This window comes from Pseudoalteromonas sp. SCSIO 43210 (assembly GCF_054133285.1).
Map to the genome: position 1 here is coordinate 3,296,829 of NZ_CP087225.1, position 18,852 is coordinate 3,315,680.

At 37.9% G+C, this 18,852-nt stretch carries 17 protein-coding genes and 1 pseudogene; 4 read left to right on the forward strand and 14 right to left on the reverse strand.

Annotated features, from left to right (window positions below; genetic code table 11):
• Nucleotides 1-31: 31 nt before the first annotated feature.
• On the forward strand, nt 32-1,558 hold the full coding sequence (locus LOS73_RS14125) for an MFS transporter (protein WP_033028756.1): 1,527 nt from the start codon (nt 32-34) through the stop codon (nt 1,556-1,558).
• 74 nt (nt 1,559-1,632) lie between these two features.
• Nucleotides 1,633-2,634: a LacI family DNA-binding transcriptional regulator gene (locus tag LOS73_RS14130; RefSeq protein WP_007583313.1), complete on the forward strand. Its 1,002-nt coding sequence runs from the start codon at nt 1,633-1,635 to the stop codon at nt 2,632-2,634.
• A gap of 19 nt (nt 2,635-2,653) precedes the next feature.
• On the opposite strand, the gene LOS73_RS14135 is transcribed toward LOS73_RS14130, so the two are convergent.
• The gene (locus tag LOS73_RS14135; protein ID WP_033028755.1) at nt 2,654-3,598 is read right to left on the reverse strand and encodes a LysR family transcriptional regulator; all 945 of its coding nucleotides are present in this window, start codon (nt 3,596-3,598) and stop codon (nt 2,654-2,656) included.
• 149 nt (nt 3,599-3,747) lie between these two features.
• Here LOS73_RS14135 and LOS73_RS14140 point away from each other — a divergent pair, with 149 nt between their 5' ends.
• Nucleotides 3,748-4,695, forward strand: coding sequence for a sodium-dependent bicarbonate transport family permease (locus LOS73_RS14140; protein ID WP_033028754.1), 948 nt, complete (start codon nt 3,748-3,750; stop codon nt 4,693-4,695).
• A 110-nt stretch (nt 4,696-4,805) separates the two neighbouring features.
• On the opposite strand, the gene LOS73_RS14145 is transcribed toward LOS73_RS14140, so the two are convergent.
• The 10 genes and pseudogenes from LOS73_RS14145 to LOS73_RS14190 form a co-directional block, all read right to left on the reverse strand.
• Nucleotides 4,806-5,321 (reverse strand): M23 family metallopeptidase, encoded by a 516-nt coding sequence (locus LOS73_RS14145; RefSeq protein ID WP_008137866.1) that lies wholly within the window; start codon nt 5,319-5,321, stop codon nt 4,806-4,808.
• A 77-nt stretch (nt 5,322-5,398) separates the two neighbouring features.
• Nucleotides 5,399-5,665, reverse strand: a complete 267-nt coding sequence (locus tag LOS73_RS14150) for a YrhK family protein (RefSeq protein WP_008137864.1) — start codon at nt 5,663-5,665, stop codon at nt 5,399-5,401.
• 152 nt (nt 5,666-5,817) lie between these two features.
• Nucleotides 5,818-7,158: an SPFH domain-containing protein gene (locus tag LOS73_RS14155; protein WP_007375492.1), complete on the reverse strand. Its 1,341-nt coding sequence runs from the start codon at nt 7,156-7,158 to the stop codon at nt 5,818-5,820.
• Nucleotides 7,151-7,489: a hypothetical protein gene (locus LOS73_RS14160; protein ID WP_007375493.1), complete on the reverse strand. Its 339-nt coding sequence runs from the start codon at nt 7,487-7,489 to the stop codon at nt 7,151-7,153. The genes LOS73_RS14155 and LOS73_RS14160 overlap by 8 nt, the downstream gene beginning before the upstream one ends.
• 185 nt (nt 7,490-7,674) lie before the next feature.
• Nucleotides 7,675-8,526 carry an HvfC/BufC N-terminal domain-containing protein gene (locus LOS73_RS14165; protein WP_457933865.1) on the reverse strand — a complete coding sequence of 284 codons (852 nt, stop codon included), beginning with the start codon at nt 8,524-8,526 and terminating at the stop codon, nt 7,675-7,677.
• 23 nt (nt 8,527-8,549) lie between these two features.
• Complete coding sequence (gene bufB, locus LOS73_RS14170) at nt 8,550-9,443, reverse strand: MNIO family bufferin maturase (protein ID WP_457934968.1); 894 nt, start codon at nt 9,441-9,443, stop codon at nt 8,550-8,552.
• Between the two features lie 122 nt (nt 9,444-9,565).
• Nucleotides 9,566-11,695 carry a ferritin-like domain-containing protein gene (locus LOS73_RS14175; protein WP_457933866.1) on the reverse strand — a complete coding sequence of 710 codons (2,130 nt, stop codon included), beginning with the start codon at nt 11,693-11,695 and terminating at the stop codon, nt 9,566-9,568.
• 355 nt (nt 11,696-12,050) lie between these two features.
• On the reverse strand, nt 12,051-13,550 hold the full coding sequence (locus tag LOS73_RS14180) for a hypothetical protein (protein ID WP_457933867.1): 1,500 nt from the start codon (nt 13,548-13,550) through the stop codon (nt 12,051-12,053).
• A gap of 751 nt (nt 13,551-14,301) precedes the next feature.
• On the reverse strand, nt 14,302-14,709 hold the full coding sequence (locus LOS73_RS14185) for a hypothetical protein (protein ID WP_457933868.1): 408 nt from the start codon (nt 14,707-14,709) through the stop codon (nt 14,302-14,304).
• A 348-nt stretch (nt 14,710-15,057) separates the two neighbouring features.
• Nucleotides 15,058-15,438 (reverse strand): annotated as a pseudogene (locus tag LOS73_RS14190) (alpha/beta fold hydrolase); the annotation flags it as partial.
• A 122-nt stretch (nt 15,439-15,560) separates the two neighbouring features.
• Here LOS73_RS14190 and LOS73_RS14195 point away from each other — a divergent pair.
• Nucleotides 15,561-16,184: a hypothetical protein gene (locus tag LOS73_RS14195; protein ID WP_457933869.1), complete on the forward strand. Its 624-nt coding sequence runs from the start codon at nt 15,561-15,563 to the stop codon at nt 16,182-16,184.
• Between the two features lie 383 nt (nt 16,185-16,567).
• On the opposite strand, the gene LOS73_RS14200 is transcribed toward LOS73_RS14195, so the two are convergent.
• The 3 genes from LOS73_RS14200 to LOS73_RS14210 form a co-directional block, all read right to left on the reverse strand.
• A complete protein-coding gene (locus LOS73_RS14200) occupies nt 16,568-16,975 on the reverse strand; it encodes a hypothetical protein (RefSeq protein ID WP_457933870.1) in 408 nt (135 codons plus the stop codon).
• Between the two features lie 468 nt (nt 16,976-17,443).
• Nucleotides 17,444-18,538 (reverse strand): cation:proton antiporter, encoded by a 1,095-nt coding sequence (locus LOS73_RS14205; protein ID WP_457933871.1) that lies wholly within the window; start codon nt 18,536-18,538, stop codon nt 17,444-17,446.
• Nucleotides 18,526-18,693: a hypothetical protein gene (locus LOS73_RS14210; RefSeq protein WP_457933872.1), complete on the reverse strand. Its 168-nt coding sequence runs from the start codon at nt 18,691-18,693 to the stop codon at nt 18,526-18,528. The genes LOS73_RS14205 and LOS73_RS14210 overlap by 13 nt, the downstream gene beginning before the upstream one ends.
• Nucleotides 18,694-18,852: the final 159 nt, after the last annotated feature.

Below are 18,852 nucleotides of genomic sequence, written 5' to 3' on the forward strand. Positions count from 1 at the left end.
TTATCGGCTTATAACAATAAGAACACACACTGTGAACAAACTCCCTTTATACGAAAAAGTAGGTTACGCCATGGGCGATGCCGGCGCTAACTTAGTATGGCGCGGTGCGCTTGCTTATTTAGCGGTGTTTTACACCGATACATTTGGCATATCGGCAGCCGCCGCTGCCATGTTGTTTTTGGTGGTAAGGCTATCTGATGGCGTAACCGATATTATTATGGGTATGATTGCCGACAGAACGCAGTCGCGCTTTGGTAAATTTCGCCCGTGGATACTCTACTCGGCACCGTTTTTGGGCTTGTTTATGGTGTTGTGTTTTACTACACCCGACTTTAGCACCACCAACAAACTTATTTATGCCTACGTAACCTACATTGGTTTAACGCTTGCTTACACCGTAAGTAATGTGCCCTACTCGGCACTTATGGGCGTAATGACACCAGACGATACAGAGCGCACAAAGCTCTCTGGTTTTAGGTTTGCCGGTGCGTTTACGGGTGGCTTATTGGTTATGGGTTTTTTACCTGAGCTAGTGGCATTTTTTGGTGGCGGCGACAACGCCAAAGGCTATCAGCTTACTATGTACTTATTTGCCAGCTTACTTATTATTTTAATGATTATAACGTTTGCGACCACCAAAGAGCGTGTAACACCGCACGCCTCAAATGAAGGGAATTTAAAATCAGAGTTATTTGATTTAACCAAAAGCCTGCCATTTATAATCCTACCTTTGCTTGCTACCACCCTGTTTTTTTATTACCGCGATTTATACAGCGGCGTATTTTTTGCCCTTGTTATGGCTGCAATGACATTCGTTATTAAAAAATTGCTCAGTAAAGATAAGCAAAGCTTAACGGGCTCACAGCGCGATATGGTTGATCTTCTGACCAACAAACCTTGGTTGGTGTTACTCGGCATTGGTTTTTTAACCATGATGTTTAATGGCATAAAATACGGTGTAATTGCGTACTACTTTAAGTACCACGTAGCTAATGAACTCATGGCTGGGCAATACTTTATTGCCTTGTTGGTTGTATCTATATTAGGCGCACTTGCCACAGGTAAACTGGCCGAAATTATGGGTAAACGAAACCTATTTATAGCATCATTAATGCTAAGCGGCATACTCACTACTGCATTTTACTGGGTACCTAGCGATAACCTGGTTGCTGTATTTACCTTTGGTTGCGCTGCTGAATTTTTTGCCGCGATGATGCCAACATTATTTTTTAGTATGCTTGGTGATTCGGCCGATTATTCAGAGTGGAAAAACAAACGCCGCGCTACTGGCCTTATTTATTCTGCGGGTACATTTGTGCAAAAAACCGGTGGTGGTTTTGCAGGTGCTTTAGTATTAGTGGTACTTGCAGGCTACGGCTATAACGGCATGGATGAGCTAACAATTACGCAAGCCCTACCTGGTATGCAGCTACTTATGAGCTGGATACCTGCCGCATTTGCTTTTTTAGGCGCCGCATTGATGCTTATTTATCCACTAACCTCAGCGATGACGCAAAAAATAACAGAAGACTTAGCAATTAGACGCAGTAATGTGTAAATTAACTTTTAATGACCCTTCGCGCTTTATATTTTATAAAGCGCGATTAAAAACACATATAAGCTAGGACATCAATGGCGACAATTTATCAAGTATCAGAAATGGCAGGTGTGTCTTTATCAACTGTTTCAAGGGTACTTAACGACAACGACTACGTAAGCAAAAAAACTAAAAAAAAGGTATTAGAAGCAATGAAAGAGCTAGGCTATCAGCCAAGTTCTATTGCTCGCTCTTTGGCGTCTAGCACTACAAACAGCGTCGGTATTTTAGTTTCTGAGTTGGATGGTCCGTTTTTTGGTCAAATGATGTCAGCCATTGAAGAGCACCTTCGTATTGCAGGTAAACACGTTATTATTACCCCTGGGCACAGTGATGAGAAAAAAGAAAAAAGCGGCTTTGAGTTTTTAATAGGCCGTAATTGCGACGCTATTATTGCCCACGTAGAAGCGGTATCAAACGAGTACCTAATTGAGTTAAGTAAAGGCAAAACCCCTATTTACTTAATGAGCCGCTACGTTAAAGAAATTGAAGAAAACTGCATTAGCCTCGACAACGTAATGGGCGGCTACTTAGCCACTAAAGCCATGATCAACAAAGGCCATAAAAACATTGCGTACATAGCAGGCCCGCAGTTTAAAGAAGACGCGTCAAATCGTTTAAAAGGTCACAAACAAGCCCTAGCAGAGTACAACCTAACCTTTGACGAAAACCTATTTTACATAGGCGACTTTAAAGAAACCGGCGGCAGCGACGGCTTAAGGCATTTTATTCAAAATAAAGCGCAAATAACTGCCCTTGTATGTGCCAATGACGAAATGGCATCGGGTGCCATGAAATACGCCCGCGAACACGGTTTTAACCTGCCAAAAGATTTAGCCATTATTGGGTTCGATAACGTAATTTTTACCAATTACCTCTACCCAACACTGACTACAATAGATAACCCAGTTCCCGAAATGGGCCGAGCTGCGGCTAACTTAGTACTTAAAGACATTTATAAAAAAAGCGGCATAACAGTAAAGCACGTGTTTCAGCCAAAGCTTATTTTAAGAGACTCAACACCGGATATTAATTAACTTTAAACCTAATTTAAATCTAGTTTAAATCTAAATTATGTAACTCATTGCGCACCCACTGCGTATCTAAATATTGCTCTACGTGCTGCTGCGCAAACTTTAAAAAGTTACGTGCAGCATGCGATATGTACCTATCTGTTCGCATTACAAAATACCAATGACTCGCTAAATGGGTATCGGTTACGTTTAACACTTTAAAACTAGTATCGTCTGTTGCAAGAACATGGCGTGATAAAACCGCAATACCCATACCCGATGCAACCGCGACGCGTATTGCTTCATTACTCGCCATTTGCACGCTATCGCTCAGCACTAACCCTCGGCTTTGTAACTCGCTTTCAAATAACATACGTGTTGCTGAGCCATTTTCTCGTAGTAAAAAACGATACTGCATTAAATCAGTTAATTTAACGGCTTTTACATGAGCTAACGGATGGTTTAGCGGCACTATAAATTCCAGTGGATTATGCAAAAAACGCGCAGCTTGTGCGTGTTCAAGCGACGGCGGGTGGCTAAATACATAAATATCGTCTTCCCCTCGCTCAAACCTATCAAGCACCTCAGCCCTGTTACCTATTTCAAGCGGGAGCTCAACATGGGGATGTAAATTACTATAAGGTCCAAGTAGTTTTGGTAAAATATATTGCGCCGTATTAACCATTGCAATTTTACAACGGCCGCGCGATCCACCATTAAGCTCGGTTAAAAAATCTTGATAGTCTTCAAAATGTCCAAACACCTGTTGGCATGTTTTAAACAGTTCAAGCCCTGCATCGGTCACGTGTAACTTTTGCTGTTGTATAAGGAGTAATGGCTCGCCTACCGCTTCTTGCAGTCGCTTTATTTGTAGCGATACCGTTGGCTGTGTTAGGTGTAAACGCCTTGCGGTTTCGCTTATTGAACCCGTTTTAACCACGCTCATAAATACTTCAAGCAACCTAAACGATATATGTCGTAAATCCATACCTACCTCATAATGTACCTAATAATAGTTATCTAATAAGCAACTCATAGATAAAAACCTATAACTAACTCGCATTTATTTTATTATTTACTATACAAAGTTTTATCTACAATAGCGCTACTTAATTTACCACCTAGTAAGGAAAGCCAGTGCCAGATATTGTTGTTATGTTTTTTATTTTAGGATTAGTAGCGGGTATTTTACGCTCTGATTTGGCCATTCCAAAAGCCACCTACGACACATTAAGCTTATTGCTTATGTTAACTATCGGCTTAAAAGGCGGTATGGTGCTGCACGGTAACTTAAGCTGGCAACTACTTCCCGAAATGGGATCGGTTATGCTCCTTGGTGCACTTATACCCCTTATGCTTTACCCAATTTTAAAATACGTGATTAAACTCTCTGTTGCTAATAGCGCCAGCATTGCCGCTCATTACGGCTCAGTGAGTGCTGGTACATTTGCTGTTGCGCTCGCCTATGCCGAGTCGGCTAAATTAGTAGTAGGTGTAGAAGTAACCCTTTATTTAGTGATGCTAGAACTCCCTGCAATCATTGTTGGTTTATTGCTTTACCGAAAGCTTGATAAAGAAAACGGCCAAAATAATGAGTTGTCGTTAAAAGCCCTTTGGCACGAAACTCTCACGAACAAAAGCGTAATTTTGCTCGTTGGCGGCGTGGTTATCGGTATGATGTACGGCACGGCGCAAGGCAGCCAAGTAACGAGTCTTTTAACAAGTAGCTTTAAGGTTGTGTTGGCATTATTTTTACTAGAAATGGGTTTAGTAGCCGCGCAAACTCTTCGTCCTATCCCTTGGAAACATTGGAAACTAGCGGTATTTGCTATTGTCACCCCGCTATTTTTAGGCATAATTGGCACAGCAGTCGGCACACTTTTAAATTTAGAATTAGGCTCGGTAGTTATTTTAGGCAGCTTAGTAGCCAGCGCCTCATACATAGCCGCACCCGCTGCAATAAAGGCGGCAATCCCTAAAGCCGATATTGGTCTTGCTATGCTGAGTTCACTCGGTGTAACTTTCCCGTTTAATGTGATTGTTGGTATTGGTTTATACCACCAGCTCGCAGTAGCAATGCAGTAAACGAAAAATCAGTATTAACAATTAAAATTTATTACTTTGAAGCTGTTAAGCCCATTTTATACGGGATTAACAGCTAAATTTAAAAGGTCATTTTATAGTAAATACAATGGTCACTTAATCGTTAATTTTTTATGTGGGCTCAAAAAAAACATCTTTTTCCACCCTTGATTTTGCGTTGTAAAAAGCCACGGCATGGGCACTAACGATAAAATAGAATAATGCACATGAGGCTGTTTTCCTGCAGCATTTCCAGTATCGCCCAGTAAACCAATTTGACTGTTTATGCTTACCACATCACCTGTACTTACCGAGTAGTCATTTAAATGCGCAAAATAATGTATACGCCATTTAGGCCCAAGTACTGCAACCGCTTTACCACCTCGGGTTAGCTCACCTGCAAATATAACAACACCGCTTGTTGAGGCAACTACGGGGGTATTTTTTGTGCCAAAAATATCAATTCCTTTGTGCACACCCGACCTACCCCAAGGCTCGTACCAAAACGTGTTATGGTTCCAATCTTTACTTGTGGCACCTTGTACCGGAATCATTATTTTTTCGGGAATTAGCAAGCCTATAATTAATAAAGTAGCTATTCCAATTGCAATCCACTTAAGTACTTTCACTTTTCTATCCTTGATATTTAAATAACTTATACAGGTAAATTATTAGTTATATTAACTGAACTCATCATGAGTCATATTTATGGTGTTTTATTTGAATGAAATACCCGACTAACATGTACTAAGCTGATCAACTTCAAAACAGGTTTGATAAGTAATTGAGCACTGCCCGCTATAAACAGCCATGTGCCACTTTCTATTAGTGAGTCATTTAAAAAGAAAAAACTGCCAATTAAAAACCACACAGCAATCAAAAAATCGTTAAACGCTCCCAGCGCTTCATATCGTCGCTGAATGGTAATATGCTCTAGCCCTAAATCTAAAATAAATTGATTACTGGAATCCATAAGTACTGCTCACTCTTTTATTTCATAATTTAAAAAGCTTGTTTTCACAAGCTAAGCCGCACCATACAATAACAAAATTTACGCAATAAAAAACGCTGGCCAATGCGAATCAGCCAACGTTTTTATTGTTTGTGCAATACTTAACTAATCGTTTATTTTTTCTCTTTTTCTAAACGCTTTTTAAGACTCAATGCTGCATCGGCGGCTAATAAGCGCATAAACTCAGATCCATTGCTTTGCTCACCTTGGCCTGCGCCTATTACAATTTCAGGCACTAAACGGCTATTACCTAAGCTTGTAAATAAAGCAGTTTGAATTTTAACCTCTGCTTTTAGCGTTTCATCAAATACATACTTTGGATCAAGTGCAGCAGACTTAGCTCTTAAACGAGCCTCAGCTAAAACATCCATACCTAATGCTTCTAAACGTTGTTGCTTTAAAATCTCTTCTTGCTCTTTTGCAAGCTCCGCTTTTACAGCCACTCGTTGCTGCGCAGAAATAATGGCATTTGCCTTAATTCGTTCAGCATCAATTTGCTCTTTAATTTTTAGCTTTTCAGATTCAGCACGTTGCTTAGCAATTGCTTGTTCACCTAAAGCCACTTCAGTACGTGCTTGTTGCTCAGCTTTTTTAAGATTTTGACGCGCTAGTGCTTCATCAGCAGCTGCTTGCTTTTGGGCTTCAAGGCGAGCATTTACTTTGCTTTCGTAGTCAATATCAATAATGCTGGCATCAACTACTGTAATACCGTAAGCGCCTAAAATAGGTGCGTTACGCAATGTATTACCTTCATCGTCCACTTTAATATTAATAGTGACACGTTGCTGTTTACTTAAATTACCTAAATCGTCAGATTTATCGCGCTCACCTGTACTAATAATTTGTTCAGTAACAAAAATACCGTTGGTTAATTGATCAGCAAAATCTTGGCTTAATTGACCATTACCACCAGAGTAATGTTGCTCTACCGACATCATACGCGCCGACGCTTTTACATTTTCAGTGGTTGCACGCATTAATAAATTAGATATTAATGTTTCTTGTGAACCAAACTCTTCGTGTATTTTAAGTAAACCACGTAGAGCACCCGACTCAGCTGCTGGTACATTGCCTGGTAACCTAAAACGAGAAACACCTCGTGCGCCGCCCGTTGTGGTATCTAAAAATCGAATTGGTATTAACGGCACGATTGCGCTTGCTGTTGCACCGGCATCGCCCGTAAAATTAATCGAAATTACTTTTTTATAAGCAGATGTACTACCAAACGCTTTTAAATAAGGGCCGGCTTGATTTATTACGGTTAAGTTACCTGTAAAAGCCGATTGATGTACTAAACGCTCATCGGCTTCATTCCACGAAACAACTTGCGATGTAAGCGTTGCAATTACCGCCAATACAACAACAATTGATGACACTATAATTACATTACGACGACCAAACCGACTCATAAATGAGTCACTTTTTACTGCTGGGACTGCTTTTTCGCTATCCATTTTTATTACTCTCCATGTTTAATTTCTTTTTCACAAAGTAAATAATTTCCTGTTCACTCAAATGTGCGCAAAAGCTACCAGAGCGATGTAACTCAACAAATGTTGCAAGGATTTCTTCTTTACCTTTAGCTGTTTTATCTTGGTTTTCTTGTGTTTGATTCTTTTCTGTTAGTTGAGTGATTAAATCATCCACTATCGTGTCTTTATCAAACAGTACGTTGTATTCCTTGGATTTTCTTACTCGACTTTTATTTATATTGCTGTAAATTACATAAAGCGCAACGCATAAAATAATAACAAGTAAACTTAACCCTATAATGTAAAAAATCATAAGCTCTACTTAAATTAGTTTAAATACTTAACGAGCAATAACAATTGTAAATATTGCTATACAAATGTTAAGCCGATAATTTTACAGTAATGCTAGGTAAAAAACAGATTAAAAAGTGTTTAATAAATAAAATAGAGTTTAAGCTGTAATTTAAAAGCCGGAATAAAGTGATATTTTTGATTATATTAATAAGTTACTTTAAGTAATCCATGCACAGTAGCGTTGGGCAGCCAGAACAATAAACGCGCTAATAAATCACCTTTATCTAAACCAGTGATTTTTGACGTAATTTCAATACAATTTGATAAAAGAGGCTCTTGCTCACACACTTTTAAAAATTCAAACTGCCAAGATTCAAGCGCTAATGTACTTAATTTATAATTAATACGAGACAAAGCGACAAAATTTAATTTTGCTACAGGCATATCATATCCATCATGTAATTGGAGCTTTTCCATCAATGGTATAATTGGGTAAGCTAATTCAACTAAACGTAAACAAGGAGGTGTTTTTACAGTAAGCTTTTGTTGTAGTATCGAAAAAAAATCTAATACAGCGAGTTCATCTTGCTCTCCTTCAAATCCTTTAGCTAATGATACCTCCGCCTGTGCTCGCTCAACACGAGAAATTTCAGCCGGCAAAGAAAAAAAGGCTTCCTCCTCAGAGCTATAATTACCTTCTGGGCGAGTACTTTGAAGAAACAGTGAAAATCCAGCACCTAAGTCATACAAGCTTGGCTTTTCCGAGGGAAGAGTAACAATGTATGCTTTTACAAAATCTGCAAAAACTATTTCCCCCATAAAGCTCTCAAGAGTTGGATATTCAGATTTTAAGCACTCAACTAAGCGCATAACATACCCTGCAGCATATATGTTTAAGCGACGAAAAAATGTTGATCTTTCTTTACCTTCGGTTAATAACTCCCAAGATATATCAGTATGTGCAGAAGCTTGCATCACTTTTTCTCTAAGATCGCCACATACAACTAACATCGTCATCATCCATTCTTGTGTTTTCTTCAGCGTTACTTCATTCATACTTTAATCTAACCATATGTTATTTAACGGACTATTGGAGTAGAGAGTGCTATTGTGTTATTCATTGTACTAAAAATATTATCTGTGCTTGGCATGGCACCTCTAAGAACTGAACGCGCTTTATTCAATTCAGTCACTAACGTAGGAAAGTCAGGTATATTGGCATCCCATTCTAGTAAAGTAGCAATATTACCGCCAGCAAGTGACTGAGCCAGTCGATATAAATACCACACTTTTTCAGGCACGGGTCTGTCATGCGTATCAATAAGGCAGTCTCCCATTAATGTAGGTCCTGCTAGGTGTATCTGCACAATGTGATCATGAGGGAGATTTTTAATAAATGTTTCAGGGTCATAACCATGATTATAAGATGACACATAAACATTATTTACATCTAGCAACAGTCCGCAGCCAGTTTGATTAACTAGTTCTGATAAAAAGTCCCATTCAGTAAAAGTATTTTGTTGAAATTCTAAATAACTAGAAGGGTTTTCAAGTATTAATGGGCGTTGTAAAAAATCTTGCACATAATGAATTCTTGAAACCACATGCTGAAAACTTTCCTTAGTTAGTGGCATAGGTAAAAGATCGTGACTATTAACACCCATTGTACCTGTCCAACAAAGGTGATCTGAAATCCATTCAGGTTCGATTTCATGAGCAAGTTTTTTTAGCTTTTCAAGGTATACCTGATTTAAGGGATCTGTACTGCCAATGTTCATTGACACACCGTGCATTACAATCGGTTTTTTTGCACGGACTTCTTCTAATACGTGACGAGCATAGCCATAATTATCAATAAAATTTTCACTAATTATTTCAAACCAATCAATCCCCCAGTCTTTTTCATTCATGAGATAAGGGAAATGCTGTGTTCTTAATCCAACCCCAAATCCCAATGGCTCTAAATTAAGCATATTTTTCGTCAAAATGTTGGTCCTTATAAATGAGTAAAGCCCCCATAAAGGAGCCTTACGGTTTATAGCTGTGTAATGGTGCACTGAATTGATTACACTAATTTTGCTATTGAATAAATCGCTTAAGTTGAAGGCGGTAATACCAAACGAATATCAGATGGTGCCGGCGATGAAGGAATATGAATGGATTTATTATGGCCACTACCTTGCACTTTCACCAAACCTTTTGCAGCACAGTAGCTGCGCCATGCAACATCGTAAACAGCTTCACCTTGGTGATAAGGCATAGAGTTTTTTTCAACAACAGTAGGAGGTAACATATCTCTTGCAACTAATTCTGGCCATTGTATTTCTTGTGCATGAAAGTGTGGGGCTTCACCAAATTTATATAACTGCATTTCATAATTAGCATCACTTTGTGCAGGGTAAAGTTGTGATGCTGAAATAGGCACAGCGCAACCTCCCAAACTGCCACATAAATTATCTGCTGGCGCGCTTTTTAATCCTGCTGCCGCAGAACTACCGCAATTACCGCCACCCGTTGCGCTTTGCACAAAGCCACAACCACCTTGTGCCTTACACTCGTTCGACCCTTTACAGCTGTGATACGCCAATTTATCAGCACACACATTCTTATCATCACCACTACTTTCATCTATCGCCATACCTTGACACGCATGATACAACTGTTGTTTTGTTTGATTTTCAATGCCTGTAACTAGATCAGGACAACGGCCCGTAACAGCCCAACAAATAGAAACACGATCTCCAGAGCCACCCATCGCAGGCGAAGGAAATTGTGACTTAGGATCAGCCCAATATTTGTTCAGTGATGTTGTAATTCCTTTAATGGTACCAACAGCAGAAGAGCTAAAAATAGTAAACGTATTATCTATTTCTGCTGGTGAACCTAATCGATTTAAAGCCGCTGCAATATCGGATGTTTTAGGTAGGTGAGGTGCACCATCAATACCTAGCATTGCATCATTCCAAGGTTTATCTGGGTTATTTTCATGCCATACATCCCAGGTAATATAATCATCTTTAGCTATTAAGCTTTTAACTTCGTTGAATAGTTCAAAATGATCTTTCCCCCCATTATCAAAGCGCGCTTGAGCAGAGCCTGATGCAGCCGCTGTAGGATTACCTTGATCATCATACCCTGGGTAATCTTTAATTAAGCCCTCTTTACTCGGCTGAAACTTAGATTGCACGCTACTGAGCATACCCGCTTTTTTTGTTTGAGCTTTCTCAAACGAAACCGCCCAAGGCTCAGTTACCCAACGTTCTATAATCGTTTTAACCACATCATCACCTTCACCTTGGTCAGTAATAGCATTAATATTATTGATGAGCTGTAGTTTTACGTTATTCAAATCTTGAGTTGTACATTCTATTTCAGTTTTAATACCTGGATACTGCTTAGCTTCTCTCGGTGGGGTATTATTAAATTGATCTCGCTGTAAGCCATTGTCTTTTGCAGGTGAAATTAAGTGCGATAGTAAATGACTACCATCGGAATAAGTAATCTCTAAGTAATCCCAATAACACAAGTACATATGACCAATAGAGCCAAATAATGGTAAATCAGTTTCTCCCATACTCGGTGTAAACCAATTAAATGGCGCTGATTCAAAATACTTCGTTCCCACATCGCCGTTTTTCCGCTTTACTGGAGGGTTAAATAACATCTCATGTCCACGCTCAGCTTTTTCTTCAATCGCTAAAAAAAGATCGACCTGCGCCTCATTCATTGCCCTCAGCTCTACTGTTAACTTACTTAAATCAGGATCTTTGCCCTTCCAGTCTGTAAAATCTAAGATATGCGGTATTAATGTTGAATTTGCTTTATAACAATGCCAACCATAATCGTCGCTTTGTAATGCTTTACTTGTAAAAATAGGCGTGACACCTATCGTGCTAGCCATATTAGAAGCTAACTGTAGATGCAACATCTCTTCAATAAAAACGCTGTATACCTTATTAAACACATTTTCATTGGTTGTTAGTGGTTTTTCCTTAGTTGCGGCCGTTGCACCAGAGCCTGGCCACCAGCGCCCAGTGTAAAGTTTACTTCCGGCACTGTTAATTTGATGCATTCCCTTTATAGAATAAAGCGATACCATATAAATCGGAATAGTGAAAAGCTCAACATTTATAGCAGCTTGAGCTATTGCTTTTACGCACGCTAAATCGGCTTTGAGGTGACTAATGTTACGGTTTTTAAGTTTAGTTATTGCTTCTTGCTGCATTGTAGTTTTCTCCTAGATATTAATACCCCGAACACCTTAAAAACTTAAACACGGATCATTTAAGTATTTTTAAATATGTTCCTTCTAAAATACTTTAGCGTACGGGATAAAATCTTACTATTACACCAATATTACATGCGTTACAGCTGATATTAAAACCACATAACCAAATGATTTATAAGGACATTTAGTTAAAAGAAAAAAACCACGGTAGGTATTAACCTAACGTGGTTTTTAATGTTGAACATTTTGTCGTTTTATCCAAAGCGCTGAAAATAGCCGCTTGAGATAGATTTATTATCCAGAGTTCAGGTTAATTAGCATAAATAATTAACATTCATACTTTAAGGAGAAACTATTCGCATGGCCCCCAATCAACACCGTTTTCACCGCATTCATACAGCGTTGTTCCATCTTCTCGGCGAGTCTCTCTAAACCATTGCCCTTCAATTGTTTTAATAATACGTACGTTGTCTGTGGTTTTGTATTTACGCCAAAAGCTAGCATCAATAGATGTTTCGTCATCAAACTTATAGGGCATAGCAGCGAGTACAGTAACTAAATCTTGAGTGTCTAAATCAGCAGCTTTGTCTTTAACATTTACCCAATCAGATAATGTTTGAAAGTCGGCATTTTCCTCTCTAAAGGCAAAGTCAGTTTGGTAAAACGATCCCGACTCAGTATAGCTAATGCTAAAACCTCGCTCGAACGGTGTATCTAAATTAGAACTAACGCATTCATCCGCTGTTGGGAAGTTAACCGACGGGCTTGTATTATCAACGCTGTAACGCACATTACTTTTCTCAAAACTAACGTTCTCAATACTAGAGCATCGGTAAGTACGATCGACGTTAATGTATACATCATCTCTAACTCTTAATTTTCCATTTAACGACTCTTCGCCCCAAGGCGTATCTATTGATTGAAGTTGAGTTAAAATAAAATCAATTTTATCGAGTTCGTCTGTATTTTTAAGCTTTACTTGCTCATGAAAAAACTCAGTGCCCGCAAAAATAACTTTGTCGCGGTACCATGCATTTTCAAACCCATACTCTGCATCTTTTGCTGTGTCTTGGTAAATCACTGCTCTTACTTCTTCTGCATCAGGAAACTGAGCATCTAGCTCTTGCTTGAATTTATAGGCCGCTTTTAACCCCTTAACAATTGCTTGTGCTCTGTCGTAAGCGTCGCTGTCGTTAGTAGCGATAAAATCTGAGTAAATTTGTTCCGTCGACAAATTATAATGCGCAACCAAGTTTTGCATTACATTTGTTATTTCGCTTTGAAGGTTTGCAAGTAGCTCAATATTTTCCCTAAGTGCATCACAACTTAAATTATTGTTACCACTTTTTTGTAATTGAAGGCTCAACTGCTCCCAAATAACGGTTGTTAAAGGTGATATATTTCGAATATCTTCATCAGTCAAAGCCTCAATTGAGGGCGGAAATGACATTTGATACGCTTGTGTTACCTCTCCTAAATCCTCGTCAATTGCGCCAACAGGTACATCAACATACATAGTTGAATACGGCACACACAGCGCCTGCTCTTCTGTAAAATTAAAACTATAATTACCCGATTCTTCAGAGACTACAGAAGGTTCTGTTTGCTCGTCAAAAATACCATTGCCATCAATATCTAGCCATACTATTGCACCAGATACATAGCCATCAATAACCTTTCCAGTAAGAGAGATGGTGTTAACTTCTACTGGGTCTACCTTCACTGGGTCTGCATTGACTACTACAGACTCTGCAACGGGCTCTGCAACGCTCGCTTTATCATCGCCGCCACATCCAACAAGGCCTAGCGTAAACGCTAATGAAATAGCTAACTGACTTTTTTTAAAAAACATACAAAGACTTCCTTTTTTGTACTTTAATTATTATTAAAAATCATATTGTTATAAATTAAATGAATTATTTTTATAAAAAATAAGTAATACCAATCTGCTTATATATGAGATCTATTTAACGTTAAGAAAATCACGCTAGAACTAGGCAAAAATTTTTGTATCTAGTTGTTCTAAATAAAAAATTTTTAACGACGTTATAGTGCAATGTAATTCGTTAAAATGCTCAAAGATTTATGCAGGTTGGTATTAATTTAAACAACAGAAATTTATTGAGTTTTTATGGGGGGATGGCAACAAGTTAACATGCCCTGTACCTATATCATTACATGGAATGTTAATTTAAGCACTTACATTTGTTAATTAACCTAAACTCTGGTTAAGATATTTACTAAAACGTTGAATTATAATGATATTTAAGTTTATTTTCTCTAGCCAGAAATTTTCAGTGGAAACAAGACGAATTTACGCGTCAATAGCTGGCCTATTGCAAGTAAATTAAACGCAGTTAGCGCTGAAAATAGCTGCTCGAGATAGATTTATTATCCAGAGTTCAGATTAATTAAGCACAACGAGAAGGAGCTGTTACTTTCTAATTCAGGCTATACGTACCTAAAGTTAGAAGGTTTACATAGTAGGTGGTTTTTGTAAACGAATGTGTTTTAAATGCAAAACCCCACATTAAGTACTACCTAACGTGGGGTTTTGTTATTCTCGAAAACGTAACAGCCCATCAATGGCTATAAAGTTATTATTAAAGAGCAAGCTCTTCTTTAGCACGAGATAAGTTGTGCGATACCATTGTGCTGTTAGATAATTTTGATGCTTCGTATAAATCAGCAAGTGCAGCAGTGTCATTATGCGCTTTTAAACGTGCAACACCACGGTTGCTTAATGCGAATGACGTAAGTTGACGTACTTTAAATCTAGGGCCATCTGCGTCTTTTAAAAGCGCGATTGCTTTAGTACAAATTGCTTCAGCTTGCGCATAATTTTTTGACTTAACATTCAGTGCGCAGTTGTTAAATGATTGCTCAAGTGGCTGTGGCGCTGTCGCAGTTTCAATAACCATTAATTTGTAATCACTTGCATCAGCTACTGCAGCAGCTGAACATGTAAGTAGTGAGCTAAGAGCGATAGTTTTGATAAGTGTAAGTTTCATGGTCGTAGTCCTGTTATGCCAATTGTTTAAATTAGTGAGCGTTTTTAGCCTCAAGAAAATAGCTTAATAACAAGGCAAAAATTATGAAATATAGTCGTTCTATATAATTAATTTTTAACGCAGTTAGTGAGTTATTTAATTCGCTAAAATGATCATGTTTTAATAAAATTGGTATTAGTTAGCCGTGCTTGTTGCCGACAACTGAACTTTAGTGAATTACCACAAAAACGACAAACGATTAAAACAAACCTAATAAGTGAATAAATCTAATCTATAAACTTTAGTCTAATGCTAAATTATTAATTTACGGCAATTGGTATTTATACAATCAGCAACCAGACCAACACTTTATTTAGTGCGTTCAAGTAACTTAACCACTTGGCTAACAACCATTTCTGGCTCATCACTTTGTGGGTAGTGATAGCTTTTGTTTGTTATTACTATTTCACCTTGAGGAAATGCATTAGCCCACTTTGAATGTAAGTCCCCCCCATATTTCCCGAGCTTTGTCGGTAAAAAATAATACAGATGGCTTTTTATACTTTTTAACTGAAGCAATTACTGTCACGGGTATGTCAGCAATTTGTGGATAATCAGGCAGTGGACGTTTGCCCAAAAATCTAAATACTGATTCCGCATTCCATTTTTCATATCGTCGAGCTTTATGGCAGCAATTTCTTTTTAAGCGCTTGGTAAATCAATCGAGCGCATAATAACTACATCGTGCTCTTATATGCAAAAGTCGATTTAATATAGTTAAAAATTTAGCCTCAAATTAATGCGCCACCTACTTTACAAAAAACAAACAACCCGATAACATTAAGGCTTGTTTTTTATACAGGTACGTAACTATGAAATTTTTAACTTCAACAACTATGTCTTTATTGTTCGCATTGCCATTTTTGGCATCTGCTGCTGGTGATAAAAAAGTAAAATGTGAAACAACAACAAATCAATTAGAATACTATTACGGATTAGCAAGTTGTAGTACATTTGATGGTGATTTTTTGAGTGAATATGTTTCTAAAAGTTATAGCCAATGGTATACAATAATTCAGGACAAATATGATAATGGTTCATGGAAAAACTACCGTTGTAGTAGTAACTTGCCTAATTCTGCATACGAAACAATATCAAATGAATCCTGTCAATATACTCCAAAAGCAAGTATCAACCGACATTATGTAGAAGAAAGTTACGATAGCAGAACAGATACCACATATTATGCTGCAGGGGTTATAGTTGCTCAATTTACGTTTAGCGATAGAGATGGCGAGGTTCAAAAAGTAGAGAAATGGGTAAATGGCCAAAGTACAACCAAAAGTCATGTTGATATTACATCAGCCTCTGAAGTTAAATTAAAAGTAACTGATAACGATGGCAATGTAACAGAAACATCAACTACAGTTTACCCGCCTATGATGCAAACATGCTCTCGCGGAGGCCAACTCATCTTATGTGAAGGTAATTTTTAATTATTGTATTTAACGTTTTCTCTGGTCATTACTGACACGTAAAGCCTGAGCTTAAGTCAGGCTTTACGTAATTTTAATATTTTCCAATATGGTTTCAAAAAATTGTACCCACTGTTCATAAATCATCACGGGTTTTGTGGGGCTTCTCATTATTTTCTACCTTCGTGAATATAGTTTATCCTATCTTATAAACCAGCAATCTTCTGTATAATCTGATTTATCTAGCACATTCATTATATAACCACTCTAACTTAGGCATCATTCAATCTCGTACGATAAACCCAAAAAACACAAAAAAGCCCATATTAGGCGCTAACCTAATATGGGCTCTTTTACTCTCGCTATCTATATCATGCTTTTAATAAGCACTTTATAAAAAGACCTTATAGAGATAATTCTTCTTTAGCACGAGATAAGTTGTGCGATACCATTGTGCTGTTAGATAATTTTGATGCTTCGTACAAGTCAGCAAGTGCAGCAGTGTCATTATGTGCTTTTAAACGTGCAACACCACGGTTGCTTAATGCGAATGACGTAAGTTGACGAACTTTAAATCTAGGGCCATCTGCGTCTTTTAAAAGCGCGATTGCTTTAGTACAAATTGCTTCAGCTTGCGCATAATTTTTTGACTTAACATTCAGTGCACAGCTGTTAAATGATTGCTCAAGTGGCTGTGGCGCTGTTGCAGTTTCAATAACCATTAATTTGTAATCACTTGCATCAGCTACTGCAGCAGCTGAACATGTAAGTAGTGAGCTAAGAGCGATAGTTTTGATAAGTGTAAGTTTCATGGTCGTAGTCCTGTTGGTTAAGCCGTGCTTGTTGCCGACAACTGAACTTTAGTGAATTACCACAAAAACGACAAACGATTAAAACAAACCTAATAAGTGAAGAAAATTAACCTATAGACCTTAGTCTAATACGGTTAGCATTTTTCTATATATTTAAGTAGCTTACGCACCAACCCTTGTGTCTGAAATAGCTATCTTGCGTTTTAGAACGTATATAATTATTTATGCTTTTATTTGGTCCGTTTTATTTTAAGCATCTTGCCTTAGCGTAATTGAATAACAATCAAAAAAATTTATACATTTGATCACATGCAATACTAAGTCATGTATTTATAATTTCGACTCTAGTAACTTTTCATCATTAATGAATTAACTGTTTTGAAACACACACTTCCCTTTTTGTTTTTATAAGAGGAAATAAAAAGCGTGTGAAATACAGCTATTTCACACGCTTTTAAAAAATTATATTTAACGGATAGTTTTGGCTACTTTACCAATACTCAAACCCTGAATTAAAATAGAAAACACCACAACCGCATAAGTGAGAGCTAATAAAATATCGCGCTCGTTCCCATCAGGTAACTGCAATACCAGTGCAACCGAAATACCACCACGCAAGCCACCCCAGGTTAAAACTTTCCACGCACCTGATGGCAACTCTAATTGCTTATTAAATGTAGTGGTTGTTATACCCACAACGATTAAACGTGCGAGTAAGGCGATTAAAATTGTTAACCCACCAGCAATAAATAAATTACTCGAAAATGCAATCATGACGACTTCAAGCCCTATGAGTACAAATAAAATGGCATTTAAAATTTCGTCAATTAGCTCCCAAAACAAATCAACGTAATGGCGTGTTTTGTCGCTCATAGCCATACTACGACCATGATTACCCACCATTAACCCCATCATTACCATTGCAAGTGGGCCCGACAAATGCCAATGGCTTGCAAGTGCATAACCACCAATAACGCCTGCTAAAGTAAGTAGTACTTCTTCTTGGTAACTATCAATACTTTTAAGTAAGTAATATAAAATACCACCTAATACCAAACCAAAAACAATACCGCCACCGGCTTCAACCGCCAGCGTGTGCGCTACATAATAGGTTGTAGGAATATCACCACTTGATAAAACACCCAATAAAAGCACAAAAATAACCACGCCAATACCATCGTTAAATAACGACTCACCCGCAATCACGGTTTCAATACTTTTAGGCGCACCCGCAGATTGTAAAATTCCCATTACCGCAATAGGATCGGTTGGCGAAATTAATGCACCAAACAGTAAACACCAAATAAACGCTAAATCAAAACCAAGCAAAGGAAGTACTAAATAAAGCGCGCCAGCAATAATAACTGTAGATAACAACGTACCAACACAGGCTAAAATGCCTATTGGCAATTTATAGCGCCTTAAATCGCTAACATTTACGTGCAGCGCCCCAGCAAAAAGCAGCATAGAGAGCATGCCATCAAGCAAAACTTCAGTAAAATCTAACTGATCGAGCAAGCTCACTTCGTAATCTATAAGATCATCAAACCCTAAAAAGCCCAAAATATAGCCGCAATAGAAACCACCATCGAAATAACCATTACACCAATGGTTGTTGGCAAGCCAATAAAGCGATGATTCACATAGGTGAGTAACGCCGTAATTGATAAAAATATCGCGCCAATTTCAAATATGGTTAAGCTGCTTGTAAGTTCCATTTTTATTAATCCGTAATATTAAATTAGTTATTATTTAGTAAGTCCGTAAACTTGTGTTGTTAAAACGCAAAAAAGCCATGTTAGGAGTAAACCTAACATGGCTTTTTTGTACTGTCGCTATTTTATATCATGCTTTAGTAAGCACTTTATTAATAAATC

What these genes read in the sequence shown, in the direction of transcription:
- LOS73_RS14130 (WP_007583313.1), top strand. Translation starts at nt 1,633, where the DNA reads ATGGCGACAATTTATCAAGTATCAGAAATGGCAGGTGTGTCTTTATCA.
- LOS73_RS14135 (WP_033028755.1), bottom strand. Translation starts at nt 3,598, where the DNA reads ATGGATTTACGACATATATCGTTTAGGTTGCTTGAAGTATTTATGAGC.
- LOS73_RS14150 (WP_008137864.1), bottom strand. Translation starts at nt 5,665, where the DNA reads ATGGATTCCAGTAATCAATTTATTTTAGATTTAGGGCTAGAGCATATT.
- LOS73_RS14155 (WP_007375492.1), bottom strand. Translation starts at nt 7,158, where the DNA reads ATGGATAGCGAAAAAGCAGTCCCAGCAGTAAAAAGTGACTCATTTATG.
- LOS73_RS14160 (WP_007375493.1), bottom strand. Translation starts at nt 7,489, where the DNA reads ATGATTTTTTACATTATAGGGTTAAGTTTACTTGTTATTATTTTATGC.
- LOS73_RS14165 (WP_457933865.1), bottom strand. Translation starts at nt 8,526, where the DNA reads ATGAATGAAGTAACGCTGAAGAAAACACAAGAATGGATGATGACGATG.
- bufB (WP_457934968.1), bottom strand. Translation starts at nt 9,443, where the DNA reads ATGCTTAATTTAGAGCCATTGGGATTTGGGGTTGGATTAAGAACACAG.
- LOS73_RS14175 (WP_457933866.1), bottom strand. Translation starts at nt 11,695, where the DNA reads ATGCAGCAAGAAGCAATAACTAAACTTAAAAACCGTAACATTAGTCAC.
- LOS73_RS14180 (WP_457933867.1), bottom strand. Translation starts at nt 13,550, where the DNA reads ATGTTTTTTAAAAAAAGTCAGTTAGCTATTTCATTAGCGTTTACGCTA.
- LOS73_RS14185 (WP_457933868.1), bottom strand. Translation starts at nt 14,709, where the DNA reads ATGAAACTTACACTTATCAAAACTATCGCTCTTAGCTCACTACTTACA.
- LOS73_RS14195 (WP_457933869.1), top strand. Translation starts at nt 15,561, where the DNA reads ATGAAATTTTTAACTTCAACAACTATGTCTTTATTGTTCGCATTGCCA.
- LOS73_RS14200 (WP_457933870.1), bottom strand. Translation starts at nt 16,975, where the DNA reads ATGAAACTTACACTTATCAAAACTATCGCTCTTAGCTCACTACTTACA.
- LOS73_RS14210 (WP_457933872.1), bottom strand. Translation starts at nt 18,693, where the DNA reads ATGGAACTTACAAGCAGCTTAACCATATTTGAAATTGGCGCGATATTT.